This window comes from Streptomyces sp. NBC_00454 (genome assembly GCF_041434015.1).
Classification (GTDB): domain Bacteria; phylum Actinomycetota; class Actinomycetes; order Streptomycetales; family Streptomycetaceae; genus Streptomyces.
The window spans coordinates 3199130-3219981 of record NZ_CP107907.1; the positions used below are offsets into that span (position 1 = coordinate 3199130).

Below are 20852 nucleotides of genomic sequence, written 5' to 3' on the forward strand. Positions count from 1 at the left end.
GCCAAGAGAAGCGGACATGCCCGTCAGGGTGCGGAGGATCGTTTACCCGACCTGGGCCCGCTCCGGGGACCCGTCCGCGGACTGCTCGGGGGTGTGCGCCCGGCCGCCCTCGCGCTCGTCGATCGGGACCGGCTTGTGCGGCAGCACGAACATCACCGCGAAGATCACGACCAGGACGGCCACGACCCACCACAGCGCGCTGTGGAAGGCCTCGACGTACGGCAGCCCGAGGACCATGTCGTCGTCGATCAGCCCGAAGAAGACCACGGAGGTGAGGGCGAGGCCCAGCGCGTTGCCCATCTGGCCGGTGGTGTTGATCAGGCCCGACGCCGAACCGGCGTGCTCGCGCGGCACCTCGGACAGGATGGTGTCATTGAGCGGGGCGACGATCAGGCCCATGCCGATGCCCATGACGATCAGCGGGGCGGCCATCTGCCAGGAGACGATGTCCTTCCCGTAGCGCTCGGCCTCCCAGATGTAGAGGAGCACGCCCGCGGCCATGATCAGCGCACCGGCCTGGAGCACCTTGCGGCCGAAGCGAGGGACGAGCTTCTCGACCGAGAGGCCGGCGGCGACGGAGACGGCGATGGAGAAGGGGATGCCGGTACTGCCCGCGTGCAGCGGGGTCCAGCCGAGGCCCATCTGCATGTAGAGCGTCCAGACCAGGAAGAAGATGCCGGTCGCCAGGCCGAAGGCCAGCTGGACCGTGATGCCGCCGGCGAAGCTCTTGATCTCGAAGAGGGAGAGCTCGACGAGCGGGGAGCCGTCCTTGCGGATCTTGTACTTCTCGTAGGCGATGAAGGCGGCGAAGACCACGGGCGAGGCGATCATGCTCACGAAGCCCCAGACCGGCCAGTCGTTCTCGCGGCCGTTGGTGAGCGGGAAGATCAGCATCACCAGGGCGAGGGTGGCGAGCACGACGCCGACCAGGTCCAGGCGCAGGGCCTTGGGTGCCTTGGACTCGGAGATGAACTTGCGGCCCAGGATCACGGCCGCGATGCCGACGGGCAGGTTGATCAGGAAGATCGTGCGCCATTCGAGGCCGAAGAGGTTCCACTCGGTGAGCAGTGCGCCGAGCATCGGTCCCGAGACCGCGCCGAGGCCGACGATCGCTCCGAACATGCCGAAGACCTTGCCGCGCTCGTGCGGCGGGAAGGTGACGTGGATGATCGCGAGCACCTGCGGGACCATCATGGCCGCCATGCCGCCCTGGAGCAGGCGGGAGGCGACGAGCATCGCGGGGTCGGCCGCGATGCCGCAGAGCAGCGAGGCGATGGTGAAGCCGGCGACGCCGACGAGGAAGAGGCGCTTGCGGCCGTAGATGTCACCGAGACGGCCGCCCGTGATCAGGCCGGCGGCGAAGGCGAGCGCGTAGCCGGCGGTGATCCACTGGATCGCGCTGGTCGAGGCGCCGAAGTCCTGGCGCATGCTGGGTATCGCGATGTTGACGATCGTGACGTCGACCAGGTCCATGAAGGACGCGGTCATCACGATGGCGAGCGCCAGCCAGCGGCGGCGGTCGGCGGGCGAGCTGGTCTCTGCGGGGGTGTCGGTCCGCTCTTCTTGTGCGGGCCCGTTCTTTCCTTCGGGCGATGACTGGGTCGTCTCGGTGCTCATGAGTACAAACTTAGACGGCATCTAGGTCAGTTGGTGTCCTATTTGGCTGGCAACCTTGAATCCATGACCGACACCCCGGCCCGGCTGCTCAGCCTGCTCTCCCTCCTCCAGACCCCGCGCGAGTGGCCGGGGAGCGAGCTGGCGCAGCGGCTGCGGGTGAGCGCCCGCACGATCCGGCGCGATATCGACCGGCTCCGGGAGCTGGGATATCCCGTCGAGGCCACGCTCGGAGCGGAGGGCGGCTACCGCCTGGTCGCGGGCGCCGCGATGCCTCCGCTGCTGCTGGACGACGAGGAGGCGGTGGCGATCGCGGTGGGCCTGCGGGCGGGGGCCGGGCATGCGATCGAGGGGGTGGAGGAGGCCTCCGTACGGGCCCTCGCGAAGCTGGAACAGGTCCTGCCGGGGCGGCTGCGCCGCCGGGTGAGCGCGCTGCAGTCGGCGACGGTCGCGGCGACCCGGGGGGACGGCGCGAGCGTGGACCCGCGGACGCTGACGGCGATCGCGTCGGCGGTGGCGGGGCCGGAGCGGCTGCGGTTCGCCTACCGGGCGCGGGACGGCGCGGCCTCGCGCCGGCTGGTGGAGCCGTACCGGCTGGTCAGCACCGGGAGCCGCTGGTACCTGGTGGCGTACGACATGGAACGCGAGGACTGGCGGACCTTCCGGGTGGACCGGATGGCCGAGCCGACCGCGACGGGGGCCCGGTACACGGCCCGGGAGCTGCCGATGGACCCGGTGGAGTTCGTCCGCCGGGGCCTGCACGGCCGGGAGACCCACCAGGTGGACGTCTCCTTCGCGGGGCCCTGCGAGGCGCTGCCGGAGTGGATGCGCGAGCACGTGGTGTCCGGCGCGGGGGCGGGGCCGGAGCAGGAGTCCGGCGCGGGGGCGGAGGCCGGGACCGCGGCCGGGGTCCGGGTGCGGTTCGAGTCCGCGGATTCCCCGGAGTGGCTGGCGGCCCGGCTGGCGCTGACGGGGGTGCCGTTCACCGTGCACGGGCCCGAGGCCCTGGCGGCCGGAGCCCGTGCGCTGGCCGCGCGCCTGGCGGAGTCGGCGGGGGCGTCTTCCACCCCGGCCCCCGGCTCCCCGACACACGAGGGAGCCCCCGGCGCCTGGGGGGGATAGGCGCCGGGGGCTCGTCTTGGGGGCTTCGTCGGGGGCCGGTCAGGCCACCGCGTCGAAGCCGGTGTCGCGCGCCATCCGCTTCAGTTCCAGCAGGGCGTGCTTCTCGATCTGGCGGATCCGCTCACGGGTCAGACCGTGCTGCTTGCCCACTTCCGTCAGCGTACGCTCCCGACCGTCATCTATGCCGTAACGCATCTTGATGATCGACGCGGTTCGCTGGTCCAGCTTCCCCAGCAGGTCCTCCAGCTCCTCGCTGCGCAGCAAGGACATGACCGACTGCTCCGGGGAGATGGCCGAGGTGTCCTCGAGCAGGTCGCCGAACTGCGTGTCGCCGTCTTCGTCCACCGACATGTTCAGGCTGACCGGGTCGCGCGCCCAGTCCAAGACGTCGCCCACGCGCTTCTCCGTGGACTCCAGCTCGGCGGCGATCTCCGCGTGCTCCGGGTCGCGGCCCTTCTCGCGGTTGAACTCGCGCTGCACCCTGCGGATCCGGCCGAGCTCCTCCACCAGGTGGACGGGGAGGCGGATGGTGCGGGACTGGTCGGCGATGGAACGGGTGATGGCCTGGCGGATCCACCAGGTGGCGTACGTGGAGAACTTGAAGCCCTTGGCGTAGTCGAACTTCTCGACCGCGCGCACCAGGCCGGCGTTGCCCTCCTGGATGAGGTCGAGGAGCGGCAGTCCGCTGCGCGGGTAGCGGCGGGCGACGGCGACGACCAGGCGGAGGTTGGAGCGGATGAAGACTTCCTTGGCGCGCTCGCCTTCGGCGGCCAGTGCTTCCAGCTCCTCCTGGGAGGGCGTATCGCCCTTGCGCTCTATCGCCCCGTCGAGGATCTGCTGGGCGTACACGCCCGCCTCGATGATCTGCGAGAGCTCGACTTCCTTGGCTGCGTCGAGCAGCGGAGTACGCGCGATCTCGTCGAGGTACATGCCGACCAGGTCGCGGTCTGCGATCTCCCCGCCCACTGCGCGAGCGCTGCTCGTGGACTGACGACGGGCGACGGCGCGGGTTGCCATGCGTGCTCCCTTTGCGATGAGTTCTGTCGCGGTGGTGCGGCTGCCTGGACACTCTCCCGAGTGCCCGCTTCCGAAGGAAACAACGACTGGAATCGGGACAGAATTCCCACACCTCCTCCTCGTTTTCGAGATCTTGCAGTATCCTGCGCCGCCACCACTCGATCCGAGAGGATCCGCGATGCCGTCAGAGCTCGAAGAGGTGCAGGTCAGGCCCGGATTCGAGGCCTATCCGGAGGCCCTCACGGACCTGTGCGCCCACTGGCCCCATGAGACCGCCGTCACATGCGACACAGCCGCTTTCACTCCCGGACAGCGCCGCCCACGGCTGCACTCCCACCCTGAAGACGGCCCGCGCCGGCTTCTGGTTGCCTGGACTGGCGATCGAATCGCCGGATACGTCACAAACTGCAGGTTTCGCACCAAACCGGTCGGCCACTCGTCCGAGTGAGCTTCGGGACCTTTGGTCCACTCGTGTGAGTGATGGTCCATTTGGGTGAGTGTCGTTACGGTCGTCTGCATGGATCTCAAGGAGTCGGCGAGGGCGCGGGGTGTACGTCCCCAAGGCGCGTATCGCTGGTTCTGTGAGGGCGGTTGGCTGACAGTGTCCTGTGCCCGCTTGCGCGGACAGTGCTCCGCGAAGATGCGGGCGTGCAAGGCTCTGTCTGCGGCGGTCGGCGATGGCTGAGTCGGCCAGGAAGCTTGCGCGTCATCGCTCCGTCGTTCGTGGCGCTCGGTCCGTCCGGCGTGGCGGTACGCGACCGCCTGAAGAATTTGAGTGCCGAGGACGAGAGGGTTCTGCGGCTGGTCGGTGCGCATCAGGGTTCTCTGGCTTCCGGTGACCTCAAGCGGCGTTGCGCCGACGGCTCGGACCATTCCACTGACACGTGGGCAGCCCGTAAACCATGAAGCCGCTCACGCCGACTGGCGGGCGGGGCGGGTCCGTGTGGTCCGGGGCGGGAAGCGCCTGGCGAACACCCGGCACCATCTGTCCGAAGCACAGCTCACCGAGGAGCAGTGGCGTGCCCGCTGGGAGGCTGAACGCTGGTTCCTGGCGGCTGATGGCGAGTCCGGGAAGCGGTTCGGGAACGAGACGATCCGCGTCACCCCCGACGGCGAAGTCTCGATCAAGCTGCCCGTCCCGCTCGCGCATCTGGCCAACAGCAAGCATGGCCGCTACGTCCTGGCCTGTCGGATCGCGTTCGCGCACCGGGGCGCAGAATGGGCCGACCGCATCACGCAGAACCGGGCCGTCGCCTACCGCATCCACCTGGATGCGGAGCGCGGTCGCTGGTACCTGACCGCGGCCTGGCAACGCCCCGTGGTGCAGACGATCCCCCTCGCCACCGCCTGTGCGAACGGCGTGCTCGGTGTCGATACCAACGCCGACCACTTCGCCACTGAGAAGACCCGGGAGAAGCACGGCAGCAGGAAACGGTTCCGGCAGCTGATCTCCGGTATCCCGACCGGCAAGCTCAAGGCCCGACTCGTGTCGATGTCCGCAGAGCAGGGCCTCGCCGTCGTCGCGGTCGATCCGGCCTACACCTCGCAGTGGGGAGGCCGGCACTGGCAGAAGCCGCTGGTCACCCCGCGCCGCAGAATGTCCCGTCACGATGCCTCCGGCATCGCGATCGGGCGACGCGCCCTCGGACACCCGATCCGGCATGGGGTATCCCCTGCTCGAAGAGCTTGGGGAGGGACGGCACCGCCCCCACACGACCAGAGCGATCGTGTGGGGCATCGGACCGTCCAGGCTGGACCGGGCTCCCGGGGACGTGAGGGAAACCGCCCGCCCACGACGGACCGGCTCCACGGAGAGCCGACGCCGAGCGGGAAGAGAAAGCGGGGACCCAGTGCGTCCAAAACCGTTCGGGATGCGCCCGGTAAGCGTGAGTGGGTCCAAGACTCGCTCCTGCACACTGGCTAGGAACGGTTCATCGAGGTGTCACCCACGGATCGCCACCGGTCCCGCCAAGGGCTTCGCCATCGGGGCGGACGTCACCGGTCCGGGGCGGGGCGGCGGGTAGCGACCTGCGGGCAGGCCCGGCAGGCGCGGGGGCCCGACTGGGTCCACCACTTGCACCCCGGGCGCAGGTGGCAGTCGGGCAGCGCGGCGGCCTCCCGCGGGGTCGCCGCCAGGCGGGTGGCCAGTGTGCAGCTCTCCCCCGCGCGGTTGAGACAGTGCGCCACGCAGTGGGAGGCCAGGCGCAGCAGGCGGCGCGGTTCGGCGCCGGGCTCCAGCTCGGTCAGGGCCTCGGCCGCCGGGCGCGGGGCCGGGAGGTAGGCCGGGGGGCCGTCGAGCCCGGCGCGGACCGCGAGGACCACCGACTCGGGCGCGTACGCCGATCCGCTCGGGCACCACAGCGGCTCTCCGTCCGCGGCCTCGGGCGCTTTGGGCCTAGCCAAACTGCAGGGACCGCTTCGAGAGGCCCATCCAGAAGCCCTCGATCGGGGTGGCGGCCGCCGAGCCGAGGTCGGATTCCGCGGCGCCCAGGGTGACGAACAGCGGGGCGAAGTGCTCCGTGCGCGGGTGCGCCAGGCGGCCGGCCGGGGACTTGGCCTCGAAGTCGAGCAGGGCGTCGACGTCGGCGCCGGCCAGGGCTTCGCGGCCCCACGCGTCGAACTCCGCCGACCAGCCGGGCACTCCGGGACCGGTGTGGCGCAGGGCGGCCAGGTTGTGGGTGAAGAAGCCGCTGCCCACGATCAGGACGCCTTCGTCGCGCAGCGGGGCGAGCTTGCGGCCGATCTCCATCAGGCGGCGGGGGTCCAGCGTCGGCATGGATATCTGGAGGACCGGGATGTCGGCCTCCGGGAACATCTCCACGAGCGGGACGTACGCCCCGTGGTCGAGCCCCCGGTCGGGGATGTCCTGGACCGGGGTGCCCGGGGCCGTCAGCAGCCCCCGCACGGCCGCCGCCAGTTCGGGGGCGCCCGGAGCCCCGTAGCGGACCCGGTAGTAGTGCTCGGGGAAGCCCCAGAAGTCGTGGACCAGTGGGACCGGCGTCGTGGCACCGAGGGCGAGCGGGGCCTCTTCCCAGTGCGCGGAGACCATCAGGACGGCCCGGGGGCGGGGCAGGGTCGCGGACCAGGCGGCCAGTTCGCCGGGCCAGACCGGGTCGTCCGCGAGGGGCGGGGCTCCGTGGCTGAGGTAGAGCGCGGGCATCCGGGCACTCGCGCCGCGGGTCGGGCCGGTGGTGCCGGTGGTGCCGGTCGTCGTCATCAGGGGCTCCAGGAATCGTCGCGGCGGGCCGCCGGGAAAAGACTAACCCCGCATCGTTCAAATTTGAACGATGCGGGGTCGTCAGTCATTCCCGCTACCCCGGAGCCGGGGCCCAGCGGGTCAGTGGGCGATCACCGGAACCTGCACGTCGGCCTCCGCGCCCTCGCCGCCGGCGACCGGGCCACCCGCGCCCGGACGGCCCGTGGTGATCAGGGTCAGGGCGATGAGGGAGCTGGCGACCAGGATGCCGACCGCCCACCAGATCGCCGAGGCGTACCCCTCGACCATGGCCTGGGCCTGGATCAGCTTCGCCGCCGGGCCGCCCGCCGCGGCCGCGGCCGCGTGGTCGGTCAGGTACGCGGTCGTCGCCGAGGCGGCGATCGTGTTCAGCAGGGCGGTGCCGATCGCGCCGCCCACCTGCTGCGAGGTGTTGACCATCGCGGAGGCGACACCGGCGTCGGCCGGGTTCACCCCGTACGTGGCCAGGGACATGGCGGGCATGAACGCCGTACCCATGCCCAGACCCAGCAGCAGCTGCGCCGGCAGGATCAGCGCCGGGTAGGAGGAGCCGACCTCCAGCTGCGTCAGCATCAGCATGCCGGCGGCGGCGACCATGAAGCCGGGGCCCATCAGCAGGCGCGGGGGGACCCGCGTCATCAGGCGGGCGCCGATCTGCGTGGAGCCGGTGATCATGCCCGCGATCATCGGGAGGAAGGCGAAGCCGGTCTTGACGGGCGAGAAGCCCTTCACGACCTGGAGGTAATAGGTGAGGAAGAGGAACAGGCCGAACATCGAGATGACGGCGAGGCCCAGCGAGAGGTAGACACCGCCGCGGTTGCGCTCCAGCAGGACGCGCAGCGGCAGCAGCGGGGAGCGGGTGCGGGACTCGACGCCGACGAACGCGGCGAGCAGCGCCGCCGAGGCGATGAACATGGCGATGGTCAGGCCGTCCGACCAGCCGGCCGACTCGGCGCGGGTGAACCCGTAGACCAGGGCGACCAGACCGGTCGTGGACAGGATCACGCCGGGGATGTCGAGCGGCGCGCGGTTGCGGCCGCCGGCCGGCTCGCGAATGATCATCCAGGCGCCGACGGCGGCGATGATCGCGAACGGGATGTTGACGAAGAACGTCCAGCGCCAGTTGAGGTACTCGGTGAGGAACCCGCCGAGGATCAGACCCACGGCGCCGCCGCCACCGGCGATCGCACCGTAGATGCCGAAGGCCTTGGCCCGCTCCTTGGCGTCGGTGAACATGACGGCCAGCAGCGAGAGCGCGGCGGGCGCGAGCAGCGCGCCGAAGGCACCCTGCAGGGCGCGGGCGCCGAGCATCATGGCCTCACCCTGTGCGGCGCCGCCCAGCGCGGAGGCCAGGGCGAAACCGATGAGACCGATGATGAAGGCGTTCTTGCGGCCCCACTTGTCGGCGATGCGGCCGCCGAAGAGGAGCAGTCCGCCGAAGGCCAGCGCGTACGCGGTGATGACCCACTGGCGGTTGCCGTCCGAGATGCCGAGGTCCGTCTGGGCGGACGGCAGGGCGATGTTCACGATGGTGGCGTCGAGGACGACCATCAGCTGCGCCAGGGCTATGAAGACCAGGGCCTTCCAACGACTGGGGTCGGCGGAGGCAGCCAGCGGCGGATTCGCGGCTGTTTTTGACATGGGGATACCCATTTTCTGGTGCGAGATGACTGAAAATGACTGAAAGCCAAGGAGACACGAGGCGGACCGGGCGCGTCACATGGGTTTCCGCCTCAGGTCCGCCAGCGTGGTCGCGGCGCCCGGCAGGACGGAGCGGGCCGGAGCCCTCAACCCGTCGAGGAACAGCTGCAGATGACGGTGGACGAAGACGTCCGTGTCGAAGCAGGCGGTGCCCGGAAGCGGGCGGCTGAGCTGGGACAGGGCGATCATCAGATCGCCCACGCCGATGTCGGAGCGCAGCATCCCGGTGGACTGGCCGACGGCCAGCAAGGTCTCCACCGCCTCTTCCAACGCGCTCCGGGAAGCGAGAAGTTCCGGATGTTCCTTGTCGAAGTCGCTGGAGAGCATGGGGCACAGGGCGCCGATCCGTTCGTCCGCCGCCCCGTGCGTGAAGCGGCAGAGCGCGGCGAAGGCGTCGGGCTCCTCGATGAGCGAGTCGGTGGCCAACTCCGTGACCCGGTCCATCACGAACACCACGACGTGGTGGATGAGCGCGGGCCGGTCGGGAAAGTGCCGGTAGAGCGTGGCATTGCCCACGCCGGCCCTGCGGGCGATCTCGTCGAGGGGGGCGGCCGGGCCGAATTCCACGAGCACCTCGCGCGCGGCGGCCAGGATGCGCTCCCGGTTGCGGACCGCATCGGCGCGCGGCCGCGGGACCGGGTGCGCGCCGGCGGCGGCGGGCGCTGCCGAGGGAACCGCCGCAGGCACCGCCGAGGGAACCGCCGCGGGCACCGCCGAGGACGCCCGGCCGACCGGCGCCGACAGGTCGAGAGCCGCCTCCGGTCCCGGTACGGGCAGGGCCGCCGGAGCGGTGGTGGCGGGGCTCTTCATCCGGGGCCTCCTCGGCACGGTGACGCGTAGGTCTGCTCGAAACGGGGAGCAGCTCCCCGGTTCGTGGGGACTCTCGTTCAAACGGGGAGAGTGTCCCCGGTTATTTCACTCTCCCGTGTGACCTGGGTCACACCACTCCAGGCCCACTGCTCCCGTTTGGCCTCTCCCGGCGCGCGAGCGCGCTCCGGCCGTCGGAGGGTGATCGAACAGAGCGCAGACCGGACCCGGCCGGCTGCCGCGGACCCGAAGGCCGATCGCCATGCCGCAGACGCGCCACCGGATACGCAAGCCGAACCGCACCAGCGTCTACATAGGCATCACCGCGCTGGCCCTCGGGGTCACCGCGACCGCCAGCGCCGGCATAGCCAACCGCGGCCACTCGGCCGCCGGCCCGGTGGCCGCGACGAGCGTCGAATCGGCGCTCGCGCCCTGCCGGATCGCCGGCGCCATGGGTGTCCAGATGTCCGAGGGGCTGCCGACCCCGCCCGGATACGCGCGCTCGACCGGCGAGGTCCGCGCCCTGAACCTGATGATCGACTTCCCCGACGCCAAAGGCGAGGGCGCGGCCACCGACCGGCTCGCGGAGTTCTTCCCGCAGACCTCGGACTGGTTCCGCACCAGCTCCTACGGACGGCTCAGCTACCGGGCCGAGTCGCCGATACGGAACTGGCTGCGGATGCCGATGCCGTTCGCGTCGTACGGGATCGAGCGCGGGTCCGCGTACGAGCCCGGTTACCGCCAGCTCGTCGAGCACATCGTGAAGGCCGCCGACGCCGAGGTCGATTTCTCCCGGTACGACCTGATCAACATCCTGGTCACGCCGAACGCCGGGCCCTCCGCCCTCGACACCGTCCTCTCCGTCACCTTCTCCGGCAACGGCGAGGCCCCGATGGCCGACGGGGTCCCGCTCGCCAACACCTCCTTCATCTACAGCCGCCAGGACGACGGCTCCGGCTCCTACCGGGAGACGGGCTACCGCGTGCTCCCCCACGAGAACGGGCACGTCTTCGGCCTGCCCGACCTCTACACCGCGGACGGCGGGGGCACCGTCGGGCACTGGGACGTCATGAGCGAGGACTGGGGCGCCAACAACGACCTGCTGGGATGGCACAAGTGGAAGCTGGGCTGGCTCGACAGCTCCCAGATCAGCTGCGCCGGGAAATCCGGGACCAGCGACCACATCCTGTCCCCGCTGGCCACCGACGGCGGCACCAAGCTGGCGTTCATCCCCGTCTCGGAGAGCGCGGGCTACGCGGTGGAGGTGCGCACCCGGGCCGGGAACGACGAGGCCGTCTGCAAGCCCGGGGTCCTCATATACAAGGTCGACTCCGAGGTGGACACCGGCCGCGGACCGGTCACCGTCGCCGACAGCGCCGGCGCGAGCGGAGGCTGCACCCGGCGGCCCAACGTCCACGCGGAGCTCTCGGACGCCCCGTACAAGCCGGGCGAGACCTTCACCGACGAGAAGGCGGGCATCAGCGTCTCCGTTGTCGGCGAACTGCGCAACGGCAGCTACCAGGTCCGGGTCACCCGGCCGTGAGGCGGCTCCCCGACCCGGCGGGGTGCGCCGTCACGCCGGGACGCCGCGCCCCGCCGGGACCGCCGGGACCGCCGGGACCGCCGGGACGGAAGCGGCGTCAGTTCGAGTCGCTCGGCCCGGCGTCTCGCGACCTACGGCCCCCCGCGGGACCGCGGCCGTACGGCGAAGGTTGAAGGACCAGCCGTGTCACGACGTACAGGAGACCCCTTGAAGGCCTTCGCGCTGCCCCGGACCGGCGCACCGCCCACCGTGATCGAGCGGCCCGTCCCCGAGCCGGGGCCGGGCGAGGTCCTCGTACGCACCACGGCCGCGCTCATCTGCGCCTGGGACGGGCACACCGCCGCCGGAGCGCCCACCGGGCTCGGCCACGAGGCCGTGGGCGTCGTCGAGGCAGTGGGCCCCGGGGTCTGCCCGTCCTTCGTCGCCCGGCGCGTCGGCGTGGAAGGCCACGGCAGGCTCGCCGAGTTCTTCCGCGCCCCGGCGGCCGGAGCCGGGCTGGTCCCGCTCCCCGGGACCATCACCGACCACCAGGCCCTCTACGCGGCCGGCGCGCTCCCCACCGGCTTCGCCGCCGCCGAGGAGGCCGGGCCGCCCGCGGGCGGCACCGTCGTCGTCTTCGGGCAGGGCGCCGTGGGGCTCAGCGCGACCATCGGAGCCGGCCGGCTGCGCGGCGCCCGGGTCATCGCGGTCGAACCGGAGATGAAGCGGCAGCGGCTCGCCCTGCGGTTCGGGGCGGACGTGGTCATCGACCCGGCCTACGAGGACACCGCCGAGCGGATCCTGGAACTGACGGGCGGCCGCGGCGCCGACCGGGCGATCATGGCGAGCCCCGCGTCCGCCGCCGCCTCGGCGGCCCGCCGGGGGCTCGCCGAGGGCGGGAGGATCACGTACGCCCGCTGCCGGCCGCCCCGGAGCAGCGGTGCGCGCCTCGCGCGGGCGCTGCACCTGATCGAGGACGGGCTGGTGGACCCGACGGTGATCACCACTCACGAGTTCCCCTTCCACCGCGTCGGGGAGGCCTTCGCCCGGCTCGCCGCCGGGGAGCCGGGCATGATCAAGCCGGTCATCCTCTTCCCCCGGCCGCAGTAGCCGCATTGGCCGCATTGGCCGAAGCAGCGGACCCCGCAGTCAGCAGCAAGGAGATCCCGCATGTCCAGCACCCCCGAAGAGCGTCTCGCCGCGGCCGGTCTGAAGCTCCCGCCGACCCCCGCGCCCGTCGCCGTCTACGTACCGGCCGTCCTCAACGGGCACCACGTGTACACCTCCGGCCAGCTCCCCATGGTCGACGGCGCCCTCCCGCTGACCGGCAAGGTGGGCGCCGAGGTCACCCCGGAACAGGCCAAGGAGCTGGCGCAGCAGTGCGCGCTGAACGCGCTGGCCGCCGTCGCCTCCGTCGCCGGGGACCTGTCGGCCGTCAAGCGGGTCGTCAAGGTGGTCGGGTTCGTCGCCAGCGACCCCTCCTTCACCGGCCAGCCCGGCGTGGTCAACGGCGCGAGCGAGCTGCTGGGCACCGCCTTCGGCGACGCGGGCATCCACGCCCGCAGCGCGGTAGGGGTGAGCGTGCTGCCGCTGGACGCCCCCGTGGAGGTCGAGATCATCGTGGAGCTGCACGCGCCGATGGGGGCGTGAGTCCGCGGGCTTGAGCCCTCAGGCTTGAGCCCTCAGACGGGGTCGTCAGAGGGGGTCGTCAGACGGGGTTGGCGGAGCCGAAGTCGCGGCCCTGGATGACCGTGCCGTTGAAGGTCCCGCCGGTGATGGTGTTCTGGACCACGGAAGTCGAAGCCGCCTCGCGCCAGCCCGGGTTCACCTCGTCGAGCAGCTCGGTGAGCTCCCGTACCGCCTGCGGGTCGTCCTCCAGCGCCAGCCGCAGCCGGTTCCGCCAGCCCTCCTCGACCTGGGCGACCGCCGCCTCGTCGCCGTCGGCGCGGGCCAGCAGGAGCTCGGCGCGCGAGGCCCGCAGGCCGCCGTCCGCCCCGGTCCGCGCCGTGTCCCCCGTCCGCCCGAGGAGGCGGGCGAAGCGGCCGCTCGCGTAGTTCCACGCGTCCGAGGCCATCAGCCCGACGATCGTGGTCGCACCTGCCGTCACCAGTGCCGCAACATCCATGTCCGCACGCTAGCCGTAGGCTGGCGGCGGCGCGGGCGGATCGGGAAAGCGGCGGTGGTGCGGGTGCGGACGGAGCGCGGCCTCCCGGCACGGCGGTGGCTCACGGTGCCGGCCGCGCGCACGGTCCTCGGCGTCATCCACAACGTCACCTCCGCGACCCGGCTCCTCGACGTGCTCCAGGTCTTCGAGGCGGACCCCCGGGTGCGGGTGGTGTTCACGTGTACCGGGTCCTCGGCCTTCGAGGACGGGATCGCGGAATTCGTCTCCGCGCACGGGTTGTTCTTCCTGCCGTGGGAGAGCGCGCTGAAGGAGCGGTTCGATCTGGCGGTGAGCACCAGCCGCGGCGGAAATCTGGAAGATATTTCCGCACCGCTCATTGGCGCCCCGCACGGGGCTGGATACAATAAAAAGCTCAGCAAGAATCCGGAATCCGGAATCCGGAATCCGGAATCCGGGGCCGGGGCCGGGGCTTTCGGGCTGACTGCCGAGTGGCTGCTCCACGACGGTGAGGTCGTCCCGTCCGTCATCGTCCTCTCGCACGAGGAACAGCTCGCCCGCCTGGGCCGCGACTGCCCCGAAGCCCTCCCGTACGCCCACGTCGTCGGCGATCCGGTGGCCGACGAACTCGACGCCTCGGACCCCTTCCGTGCGGATTACCGGGCGGCCTTCGGAATCGGGCCCGAGCAGAAACTCCTGCTGATCACCTCCACCTGGGGCGGCGATTCCCTCTTCGGCGCCGATATCGCGCTCGTCGAGCGCGCCCTCGCCGAATTGCCCTCCGATGAATTCCGCGTCCTCGCCGCCGTCCACCCCAACGCCTGGTACGGCCACGGCGAGGACCAGATCCGCAGGTGGCTGGCGCGCGCCCTGCGGGCCGGACTGATCCTGCCGCCGCCCGCCGGCCAGGGCTGGAAGGCCGCACTGTGCGCCGCCGACCTCTACCTCGGCGACCACGGATCGCTGAGCCTGTACGCCGCCGCGCGCGGGCTGCCCGGAGTGCTGGCCGCCTTCGACGACTCCGCCGTCGCCGCCGGGTCCGCCATGGCCTGGCTCGGCGGCGCCCTGCCGCGCCTCGATCCGGGCCGGCCGCTGGCCGCGCAGCTCGCCCGGGCCCGCACCCTGCCCGGAGCTGCGGACCGGCTGACCTCGCGGGCCGGGCGGGCCGCCGCCCTGCTGCGGGTGCTTTGCTACCGCCATCTGCGGCTGCCCGAGCCCGAGTTCCCCGTCGTGGCCCGGCCGGTGCCGCTGCCGGAGCCCGCCGCCGCCTCGCCGAGCCCGCTGGTCCCGGCGTCCTACGTCTCCACCGCCATCGGGGACCGGGAGGTACGGGTCCGCCGCCATCCGGCCGAGCTCCAGGGCCGGATGACCGCCCACCTCGGCCCCGACGCGCACGTCACGGCCGATGCCGCCGAGCCCGACCCCCGGCTGCGCGGGATGGCCGACGTGCTGGTCGCGCGGCCGGGGACGGATCCGGCGGCGGTGTTCGCCCGGAACTCCCGCTGCGGGCTGGTGGTGTCCGGCGGGCGGCTCCGGCTGCGCGACGGACGGGAGTTCGCGGTGTCGGGCGGCGCGGAGCCCGCGCTGGCCGGGTCGGTGCTCGTGGCCCTGCTCGGCGAAGGCGTGGAGGTGGAGGGCGAGTTCGGGATCCGGGCCGGCGGGGTGGTCTCAGTGGCTCGGCTCGCCCTGGTCCGGGATGCGGGCGAGGCGGATCCGGGGTTCCTCGGCGCGGATGCTCCGCAGTGACTCGTACGCGGCCAGGGCCGCCTGCCAGTCGGACCGGGCGGCTTCCGGGTCGCCGAGGGCCGCGCGCAGGTCTCCCCGTACGAGGACGGCGTCGGCCCGGTTGAGGGTCCCCTCGGCGAAGGCCTCCAGCGCCAGCTCCAGGGGGCCGGCCGCCTGCTGGGGGCGGCCTGCGGCGAGGAGGGCGGCGGCCGAGCGGAGCCTCGTCTTGGCCACGTTCGGCTCGTCCTTCAACGCCTCGAACGCGCGCAGCGCCGTAGCGAGGTGGCGGGCGGCCCGGTCGTACTGTCCGCCGGCTGCGGCCGCGTTGCCCTGGTGGTACTCCAACAGGGCGCGGCCGCGCGGGTGTTCCACTGTGCCGAGGGCTGTGAGGGCCTGTGCGTACAGTTCCGCGGCGTCCTGCGGCCGGCCCTGGGCGACCGCGATCCGGCCGAGGCCTTCCAGCGCGGAGGACTCGGTGCGCTCGTGGCCGATCCGGCGGGCGCTCTCGCGGGCCGCGTCGTAGTGCAGCCGTGCCTCCTCCAGGTCCTCGGCCGCACCGCGGTCGCCCAGGGCGAAGGCCAGCTCGTAGTGCATCCGGGCGAGCAGCAGCCCGTCCCCGGTGCCGGCGGCGGCCTCCTGGGCGAGGCGGGCGATGCGGATCCACAGGGTGTGGTGGCCCCGGTCCAGGAACATCGCGTGGACGGACTGGGCCAGCAGGCAGAGCCGGGCGGGGCCGGTCTCGCGGAGCTCGGCCAGGGCGGCGAGGGTGTGCCGGTCCGCCTCCAGGGCGCCGATCGCCGCGGCCCTGGTGGCGAAGGGGCCGGGGGCGCCGTCGGCACCGCCGGGACCGTTGGGACCGTTGGGACCGTTGGGACCGTCGGGACCGGAGCCGCGGTCCGGGTCGGGGAACAGCTCGCCGGCCCGCCAGCGCGGGGAGATCTTCCGCTCGGCGGCGGCCGCCCGGCGCAGGTACCAGTCGATCACCCGCTCCAGTCCCTCGCCCCGCGCGGCGGGATCGGCCGCGGCCAGGGTCTGGGCATAGCCGTGCAGGACCCCGTTCATCCGGAACCGGCCCGGCTCGGCGGGCTCCAGCAGCCCGGCGCCGTGCAGCCCGCGCAGGGTCCCGGGGGCCAGGGATTCGAGGAACGCGGCCGGGAACTCCGGGGTGGGGTGCAGCCCGAGCAGCCGGAACCCGGCGCGCAGCCGGGGGTCGAGGCGCTCGTGGGCCAGGTCGAAGACGCGGCGGGCGGTCGCCTGGCCATCGACCGGATCCGGGGCCCCGTCCCGGTCGCCGCCCTCATCTCCATCTCCCGGCACGTCGAGCACCTCCAGGATGTTCTCCCGCTCGATCCGGGCGGCCAGTTCCTCGACTCCGCCGCTCACCGGGTCCGCCGCGTGCGCGGCCGCGATGCGGACGACGTACGGCAGCCCGGCCGAGGCGCGCAGCACCGTACGCAGTGCGTCCGAGGAGGCCACGTCCTCCCCGACGACGGCACGGAACAGCGCGGCGCACGCCTCCTCGTCCAGCGCCGGGACGGGCAGCCGCACCGGCAGCCGGCCCTCGGCGAAGGCGCCGAGGCGGAACTGGCTGGTCATCACCACCATGCTCGCGGGATGCCCGGGCAGCAGGTGCCGGACGGCCGCGGCGCTGGGGACCCCGTCGAGGACCACCAGGGCGGGCTGCCCGGCGGTGAGGCTGCGGAACCGGGCCGCCAGCGCCGCCTCCGACGCGGGCATCTCGGCGACGGGGATGCGCAGTTGCCCGAGGAATGACTCCAGCACGGCGTCCGCTTCCACCGGGTGGCCGAGCCCCTGGGGGGTCAGGTCGGCGTAGAACACCCCGCCGGGGAACTCCTCCCGGCGCTCCTGGCCCCAGTGCAGCGCCAGGCCGGTCTTGCCGACGCCCAGCGTGCCGTGCAACAGCACCAGTTGCGGGGCGGATTGGCCGGCGCTCCCGGCGAGCAGTTCGTCCAGGCGGGCGCGCGGGACCTCGCGGTCGACGAACCCGTCGGGGCCGAAGGGCAGCATGCGGGGTACGGGCGCGGCCATGAGGCCATGCTCGGGCATGTGGGTGTCGCGGCCCATGATGACCGGGCCGTAGAAGTTCCCGCCGGAGATGCTGTTGTTCACCGAGTCCGAGCCCGAGCCCGCGTACGAGTCCACGCGGCGCAGTGTCCCAGCGGGGCCGCTCGGAGGGGAGGCTTCCGGCCGATCGTGGCCGGTCCTGGCCGGTCCTGGCCCAGATCCGGCGGGATGTATTGAATGTGGATCACCGCAGTACACCGGCTCAAGCCCAGGGGGACCCGCCCATGACACGCCACATCGAGTTCGAGCGACTCCACAACTTCCGCGATCTCGGCGGCTATCGCACGTCCGAAGGCGCCACCGTCGCGTGGGGCGCCCTGTACCGGGCGGACTCGCTCGGCAAGCTGGACGGCGCCGACTGGGACCGGTTCCTCGGCCTCGGCATCCGTACCGTCATCGACCTGCGCTATCCGTGGGAAGCCGATGCCAAGGGCCGGATACCGGAGCCCGAGCGGTTCACGTACGCCAACCTCAGCATCGAGCACCGGCCCTACGACCAGGCGGAGATCGACCCGGACCTCGACCCCTGGCGCTTCCTCGCGGACCGGTTCGCCGAGGTCGCCGAGGACGGGGTGGAGGAGATCCGCGCCGCGATCGAGCTGATCGCGGAAGGCCCCGGACCGGCGGTCTTCCACTGCACCTCGGGCAAGGACCGCACCGGTCTGATCGCCGCCCTCGTCCTGACCCTCCTCGGCGTCGACGAGGAGCAGGTGCTCGCCGACTTCGCCCTGACGGAGCTGGCCACCGCCCGCCTGACGGCCGACTGGCACACCGCCAACCCCGGCCGCACCATGCGCTGGCCGTCCTACGGCCGCGCTCCGGCCGAAATCCTCCGCCTGACCCTCGCGGACCTCACCGCCCGCCACGGCTCGGTCGAGGCCTACCTCACGCAGTGCGTCGGCATCACCGCGGCCACGAAGGCCGCCCTGCGGGCGCGGCTGCTGACCTGACCGACGGGCTGACGGGCTGACGGGCTGACGGGCTGACGGGCGAGGGGTCAGAGGGGTCAGAGGGGTCAGAGGGTGTGGTCGGGCCAGGGGACGTCGGTGGCCACCGGCGCCGTGTAGTCGATGCCGGGCACGGAGAACCCGTAGAGGCGTCGGACCTCGGCGCGGAACCAGTCCAGGTCGGCCAGGTCGGCGATGGTCGACGTGGTGGCGCTCTCCCAGCGTTCGGCGACGGCCGCCTGGACCTCGTCGGCCAGTTCGAAGCCGTCCAGGCGGACGCGGCCCTCGTCGTCCAGGGCGAGCGGGGCGACGCCGGTGAGCTGGTCCCACAGGGCGGCGAGCTGGTGGATCGGCGGGACGAGGCCGTCTGCGAGGACTCCGCGCAGCAGGCCTGTGTACAGGGCGATGCCGGGGATCGCGGTGGAGGACTGGGTGACGGCGGCGCCGTTGACGGAGGTGACGGCCCGGCCGCCCACCGTCTTCCCGAGCCGCTCGTCCAGGGTGCGGGCGGTGGCCTCCAGGTCGGCCTTGGCCGCTCCGATGGTGCCCTGCCGGTAGATCGCCTCCGTCAGCGACGAGCCGATGTAGGACAGTGCGGCGGTGGCGAACCCCTCGGCGAGCAGACCCCGCCCGGCGAGGTGCTCGATCCAGCGCTCCCAGTCCGCGCCGCCCATCACGGCCACCGTCTGCTCCACGTCGTCGCCCTCGGCGGGCCCGGTCTCCACCTCGCGGACCTCGCCGAGGCCCTCGTCGTCGAAGACGAGGGTCTTGGTCCGGTTGGCCCGGCCGATCGGCTTGAGGACGGAGGCGTAGGTGGCGCCGGTGGCGGGGTCGGTACGCCGGGGCGCGGCCACCGAGTAGATCAGGTAGTCCAGGCGGCCGCCGAAGCGCTGCTCGATGAGGTCGGCGACCTGCTCCTTCATCGCGTCGGAGAACGCGTCGCCGTTGAGGAAGACCAGGTCCCGTCCGGCGGCGCGGGCGATGTCGGCGGTGGCGGCCGTCCGGTACCAGCCGGCCGTCGCGGTACGCCGCACGGTGGGGGCCTTCTCGAAGGACACCGCGATACCGCGGATACCTACGCGCTTGAGTCCGGCGAGCGTGGCCGCGAGACCGTACCCGGCGGAGGATCCCACGACCAGCGCGACCGGCCCGTCCCCCTCCGGCACGCCGGCGGGGGCGGGGCACGCCTGCCACATGTCGGCCACCAACTGCCCGCACCCGGCCGGGTGGGAGTCGAGGAAGAGGAAGCCCCGGTTGCGGGGAGTGAGAACGCGCTCGTTCACGACGGCAGTCCTTGGATCGGCAGGGACGGAGACGGAGAGGGAAGGGAAAGGCGAAGGCGAAGGCGAAGGCGAAGGGGCCACGACGGCCGACCCGCCGGGCCGCCGCGCCCTGCAAGTCTGCGCCAGCAGGCGCGCGGGCACTTGTCCTGCCCACCACAACGATCACGCGCCGGTCTTGGAGTGTTTCCACGATGACCGGCGAGCAGGAAACCGCCACGACCTGCCCGGGACCGAGGACGCGGCCCGACGCCCGGGCCCAATGTCACGCGACGGCACACAACACGGGACCGCCCCCGGGCCCCGGTAATCACCCCGGCAGAGCACCTCCCCCGTCCGCTAGGCTGTCCCCGGTACCTCTCCTGACCATCCCGCAGGAGGGGCCTGGGACCCACGCGTCCCGCCTTCGCCTTCGTGGGGCTTGACGGAAACCCTAAAAGCGCAGGTCAGAGACCTAGCGCAGAAGCGACTGAAAACGCTCCACTGTTCTTTCTGGAACGTAGAGCGCATCGCCGCAGGTCAGAACCCCGAAGATCTCACACCGTGCCTCATGCCGAATTCGCATGAGATCAGGGCTGCGGTGGGACGCTCGCGGCCCCTCGGATAGACGCGTAGGACCTGTCACTCCCCACAGCCCGATTGCTCCGTTCGCCGACCCCAGTCGACCACGCTGAGACCTGCCCGCTCGATTACTTCTTCAGTCAGTCCGAGTCGCTGAATGGGCGATATTCGCCGGCGCTGGAGCCAGCGGTCCCTACGAGCGCGCTCCGGCCCGCTGAGTGTGCTCCAGTCGTCGTGCCTCACACCTGGAGCATCGAGCCCTTCTGCCTCGCGTACGGCCTGCTGCGCAAAGAAGAACTCATTGGGGGCGTGCCGTAAGGCGATCAGAGCCCACGCGGTCGGGTAAGCGAGGGACGGCCCGTGCTGCTTCATGAGCCGATGAGTACGCCACTGCCGGGAGGGGGCGAGGAGCCAGCGTCTGGTGCGCATGTTCATGCGGTATCGCCTCCGGAATCGGTCAGGTGGGTGGGTAGCCAGGCGGTCGCCGCCTGCTGGAGTTCCGTGCTGCCGAGAACGTGCAGAGCCTGGGTGAGAGCCCGCAGGAACACCTCGCGCTGCTGCGGAGTGCGCATGTCAGTGAGTAGCTGGTCGACGAAACGGACAACCTCGCCCCGGACGACGTCGCTGTCCGTGGCGTGCGGGGCTCTGAGGCCCTTTACCTGTTCCTTCAAGTCCTTCAGCGCATCGAGGTGGTCTGGATGCTGGTCGATCCACCACACGCGGCATAGGTCCGGGTCAGCAAGGAGGCTTTGCAGGAAGACAAGACGGCGCTGGGCATCGCGCTGCTCAAGGTCAGTCAGCTGCGCTTTGCGCAGGTGCTCCTGAGCGACATTCCAGTCCGCTTCGTCCACAGTCAGGCGTGCGGAGCCGAACGCGGCGAACCCTCCAACCGGATGGATCGGACGAGCCATTGCCAAGTTCACATCGTCCTGCGCGGCCGGTAGTTCGAGCACCGAGTAGCGGGAAAGAGTGCGGCGGACACAGTCGCGGAGGACGTGACGAGCCCGTGCCGGCAGCGCTGCGAAGTCGAGCTGTTCCTGCGGCCCCTCCTCTGGTACCTGCCAGGATCCGTGGATGTGTGCGGTGAAGAAGATGCTGGGCACACTGCTGGCAA

Annotated in this window: 16 protein-coding genes and 1 pseudogene; 7 read left to right on the forward strand and 10 right to left on the reverse strand. The window is 71.9% G+C overall.

The window, feature by feature from the left end; genetic code table 11:
• Positions 1-42: 42 nt before the first annotated feature.
• Complete coding sequence (locus OHU74_RS14705) at positions 43-1617, reverse strand: MFS transporter (protein ID WP_371616316.1); 1575 nt, start codon at positions 1615-1617, stop codon at positions 43-45.
• A gap of 63 nt (positions 1618-1680) precedes the next feature.
• Between OHU74_RS14705 and OHU74_RS14710 the strand changes: the two genes are divergently transcribed.
• Positions 1681-2736, forward strand: a complete 1056-nt coding sequence (locus tag OHU74_RS14710) for a helix-turn-helix transcriptional regulator (protein WP_371616317.1) — start codon at positions 1681-1683, stop codon at positions 2734-2736.
• Positions 2737-2775: 39 nt separating this feature from the next.
• Here the strand turns inward: OHU74_RS14710 and OHU74_RS14715 are convergent, their stop codons facing one another.
• Entirely contained in the window at positions 2776-3753 is a 978-nt protein-coding gene (locus OHU74_RS14715) for an RNA polymerase sigma factor RpoD/SigA (protein ID WP_371616318.1), read from the reverse strand.
• Positions 3754-4434: 681 nt separating this feature from the next.
• On the opposite strand from OHU74_RS14715, the pseudogene OHU74_RS14720 reads away from it, so the two are divergent.
• Positions 4435-5677: pseudogene (locus OHU74_RS14720) on the forward strand (transposase).
• Between the two features lie 71 nt (positions 5678-5748).
• On the opposite strand, the gene OHU74_RS14725 reads toward OHU74_RS14720, so the two are convergent.
• The 4 genes from OHU74_RS14725 to OHU74_RS14740 form a co-directional block, all read right to left on the reverse strand.
• Positions 5749-6156 (reverse strand): hypothetical protein, encoded by a 408-nt coding sequence (locus OHU74_RS14725; protein WP_371616319.1) that lies wholly within the window; start codon positions 6154-6156, stop codon positions 5749-5751.
• On the reverse strand, positions 6149-6970 hold the full coding sequence (locus OHU74_RS14730; protein ID WP_371616320.1) for a dioxygenase: 822 nt from the start codon (positions 6968-6970) through the stop codon (positions 6149-6151). The genes OHU74_RS14725 and OHU74_RS14730 overlap by 8 nt, the downstream gene beginning before the upstream one ends.
• 120 nt (positions 6971-7090) lie before the next feature.
• On the reverse strand, positions 7091-8629 hold the full coding sequence (locus tag OHU74_RS14735; RefSeq protein ID WP_371616321.1) for an MFS transporter: 1539 nt from the start codon (positions 8627-8629) through the stop codon (positions 7091-7093).
• 75 nt (positions 8630-8704) lie between these two features.
• Entirely contained in the window at positions 8705-9499 is a 795-nt protein-coding gene (locus tag OHU74_RS14740; RefSeq protein WP_371616322.1) for a TetR/AcrR family transcriptional regulator, read from the reverse strand.
• Between the two features lie 259 nt (positions 9500-9758).
• On the opposite strand from OHU74_RS14740, the gene OHU74_RS14745 reads away from it, so the two are divergent.
• The 3 genes from OHU74_RS14745 (at position 9759) to OHU74_RS14755 (ending at position 12668) form a co-directional block, all read left to right on the forward strand.
• The gene (locus tag OHU74_RS14745; RefSeq protein WP_371616323.1) at positions 9759-11039 is read left to right on the forward strand and encodes a M6 family metalloprotease domain-containing protein; all 1281 of its coding nucleotides are present in this window, start codon (positions 9759-9761) and stop codon (positions 11037-11039) included.
• A gap of 183 nt (positions 11040-11222) precedes the next feature.
• A complete protein-coding gene (locus OHU74_RS14750) occupies positions 11223-12128 on the forward strand; it encodes a zinc-binding dehydrogenase (RefSeq protein ID WP_371616324.1) in 906 nt (301 codons plus the stop codon).
• A 60-nt stretch (positions 12129-12188) separates the two neighbouring features.
• Positions 12189-12668 (forward strand): RidA family protein, encoded by a 480-nt coding sequence (locus OHU74_RS14755; RefSeq protein ID WP_371616325.1) that lies wholly within the window; start codon positions 12189-12191, stop codon positions 12666-12668.
• A 58-nt stretch (positions 12669-12726) separates the two neighbouring features.
• Here OHU74_RS14755 and OHU74_RS14760 read toward each other — a convergent pair whose 3' ends face one another.
• Positions 12727-13143 carry a hypothetical protein gene (locus OHU74_RS14760; protein ID WP_371616326.1) on the reverse strand — a complete coding sequence of 139 codons (417 nt, stop codon included), beginning with the start codon at positions 13141-13143 and terminating at the stop codon, positions 12727-12729.
• A 63-nt stretch (positions 13144-13206) separates the two neighbouring features.
• On the opposite strand from OHU74_RS14760, the gene OHU74_RS14765 reads away from it, so the two are divergent.
• A complete protein-coding gene (locus tag OHU74_RS14765; RefSeq protein WP_371616327.1) occupies positions 13207-14886 on the forward strand; it encodes a hypothetical protein in 1680 nt (559 codons plus the stop codon).
• Here OHU74_RS14765 and OHU74_RS14770 read toward each other — a convergent pair.
• The gene (locus OHU74_RS14770; RefSeq protein WP_371616328.1) at positions 14809-17028 is read right to left on the reverse strand and encodes a hypothetical protein; all 2220 of its coding nucleotides are present in this window, start codon (positions 17026-17028) and stop codon (positions 14809-14811) included. The genes OHU74_RS14765 and OHU74_RS14770 overlap by 78 nt on opposite strands.
• 146 nt (positions 17029-17174) lie before the next feature.
• Between OHU74_RS14770 and OHU74_RS14775 the strand changes: the two genes are divergently transcribed.
• Positions 17175-17900 carry a tyrosine-protein phosphatase gene (locus OHU74_RS14775; protein ID WP_371616329.1) on the forward strand — a complete coding sequence of 242 codons (726 nt, stop codon included), beginning with the start codon at positions 17175-17177 and terminating at the stop codon, positions 17898-17900.
• 65 nt (positions 17901-17965) lie between these two features.
• On the opposite strand, the gene fabV is transcribed toward OHU74_RS14775, so the two are convergent.
• A complete protein-coding gene (gene fabV, locus OHU74_RS14780; RefSeq protein WP_371616330.1) occupies positions 17966-19180 on the reverse strand; it encodes an enoyl-[acyl-carrier-protein] reductase FabV in 1215 nt (404 codons plus the stop codon).
• 989 nt (positions 19181-20169) lie between these two features.
• Positions 20170-20841, reverse strand: a complete 672-nt coding sequence (locus OHU74_RS14785; protein WP_371616331.1) for a hypothetical protein — start codon at positions 20839-20841, stop codon at positions 20170-20172.
• Positions 20842-20852: the final 11 nt, after the last annotated feature.

Excerpts from the sequence above, each read along its gene's own strand:
- OHU74_RS14705 (WP_371616316.1), bottom strand. The coding sequence starts at position 1,617 with ATGAGCACCGAGACGACCCAGTCATCGCCCGAAGGAAAGAACGGGCCC.
- OHU74_RS14710 (WP_371616317.1), top strand. The coding sequence starts at position 1,681 with ATGACCGACACCCCGGCCCGGCTGCTCAGCCTGCTCTCCCTCCTCCAG.
- OHU74_RS14715 (WP_371616318.1), bottom strand. The coding sequence starts at position 3,753 with ATGGCAACCCGCGCCGTCGCCCGTCGTCAGTCCACGAGCAGCGCTCGC.
- OHU74_RS14730 (WP_371616320.1), bottom strand. The coding sequence starts at position 6,970 with ATGACGACGACCGGCACCACCGGCACCACCGGCCCGACCCGCGGCGCG.
- OHU74_RS14735 (WP_371616321.1), bottom strand. The coding sequence starts at position 8,629 with ATGTCAAAAACAGCCGCGAATCCGCCGCTGGCTGCCTCCGCCGACCCC.
- OHU74_RS14740 (WP_371616322.1), bottom strand. The coding sequence starts at position 9,499 with ATGAAGAGCCCCGCCACCACCGCTCCGGCGGCCCTGCCCGTACCGGGA.
- OHU74_RS14745 (WP_371616323.1), top strand. The coding sequence starts at position 9,759 with ATGCCGCAGACGCGCCACCGGATACGCAAGCCGAACCGCACCAGCGTC.
- OHU74_RS14755 (WP_371616325.1), top strand. The coding sequence starts at position 12,189 with ATGTCCAGCACCCCCGAAGAGCGTCTCGCCGCGGCCGGTCTGAAGCTC.
- OHU74_RS14760 (WP_371616326.1), bottom strand. The coding sequence starts at position 13,143 with ATGGATGTTGCGGCACTGGTGACGGCAGGTGCGACCACGATCGTCGGG.
- OHU74_RS14775 (WP_371616329.1), top strand. The coding sequence starts at position 17,175 with ATGACACGCCACATCGAGTTCGAGCGACTCCACAACTTCCGCGATCTC.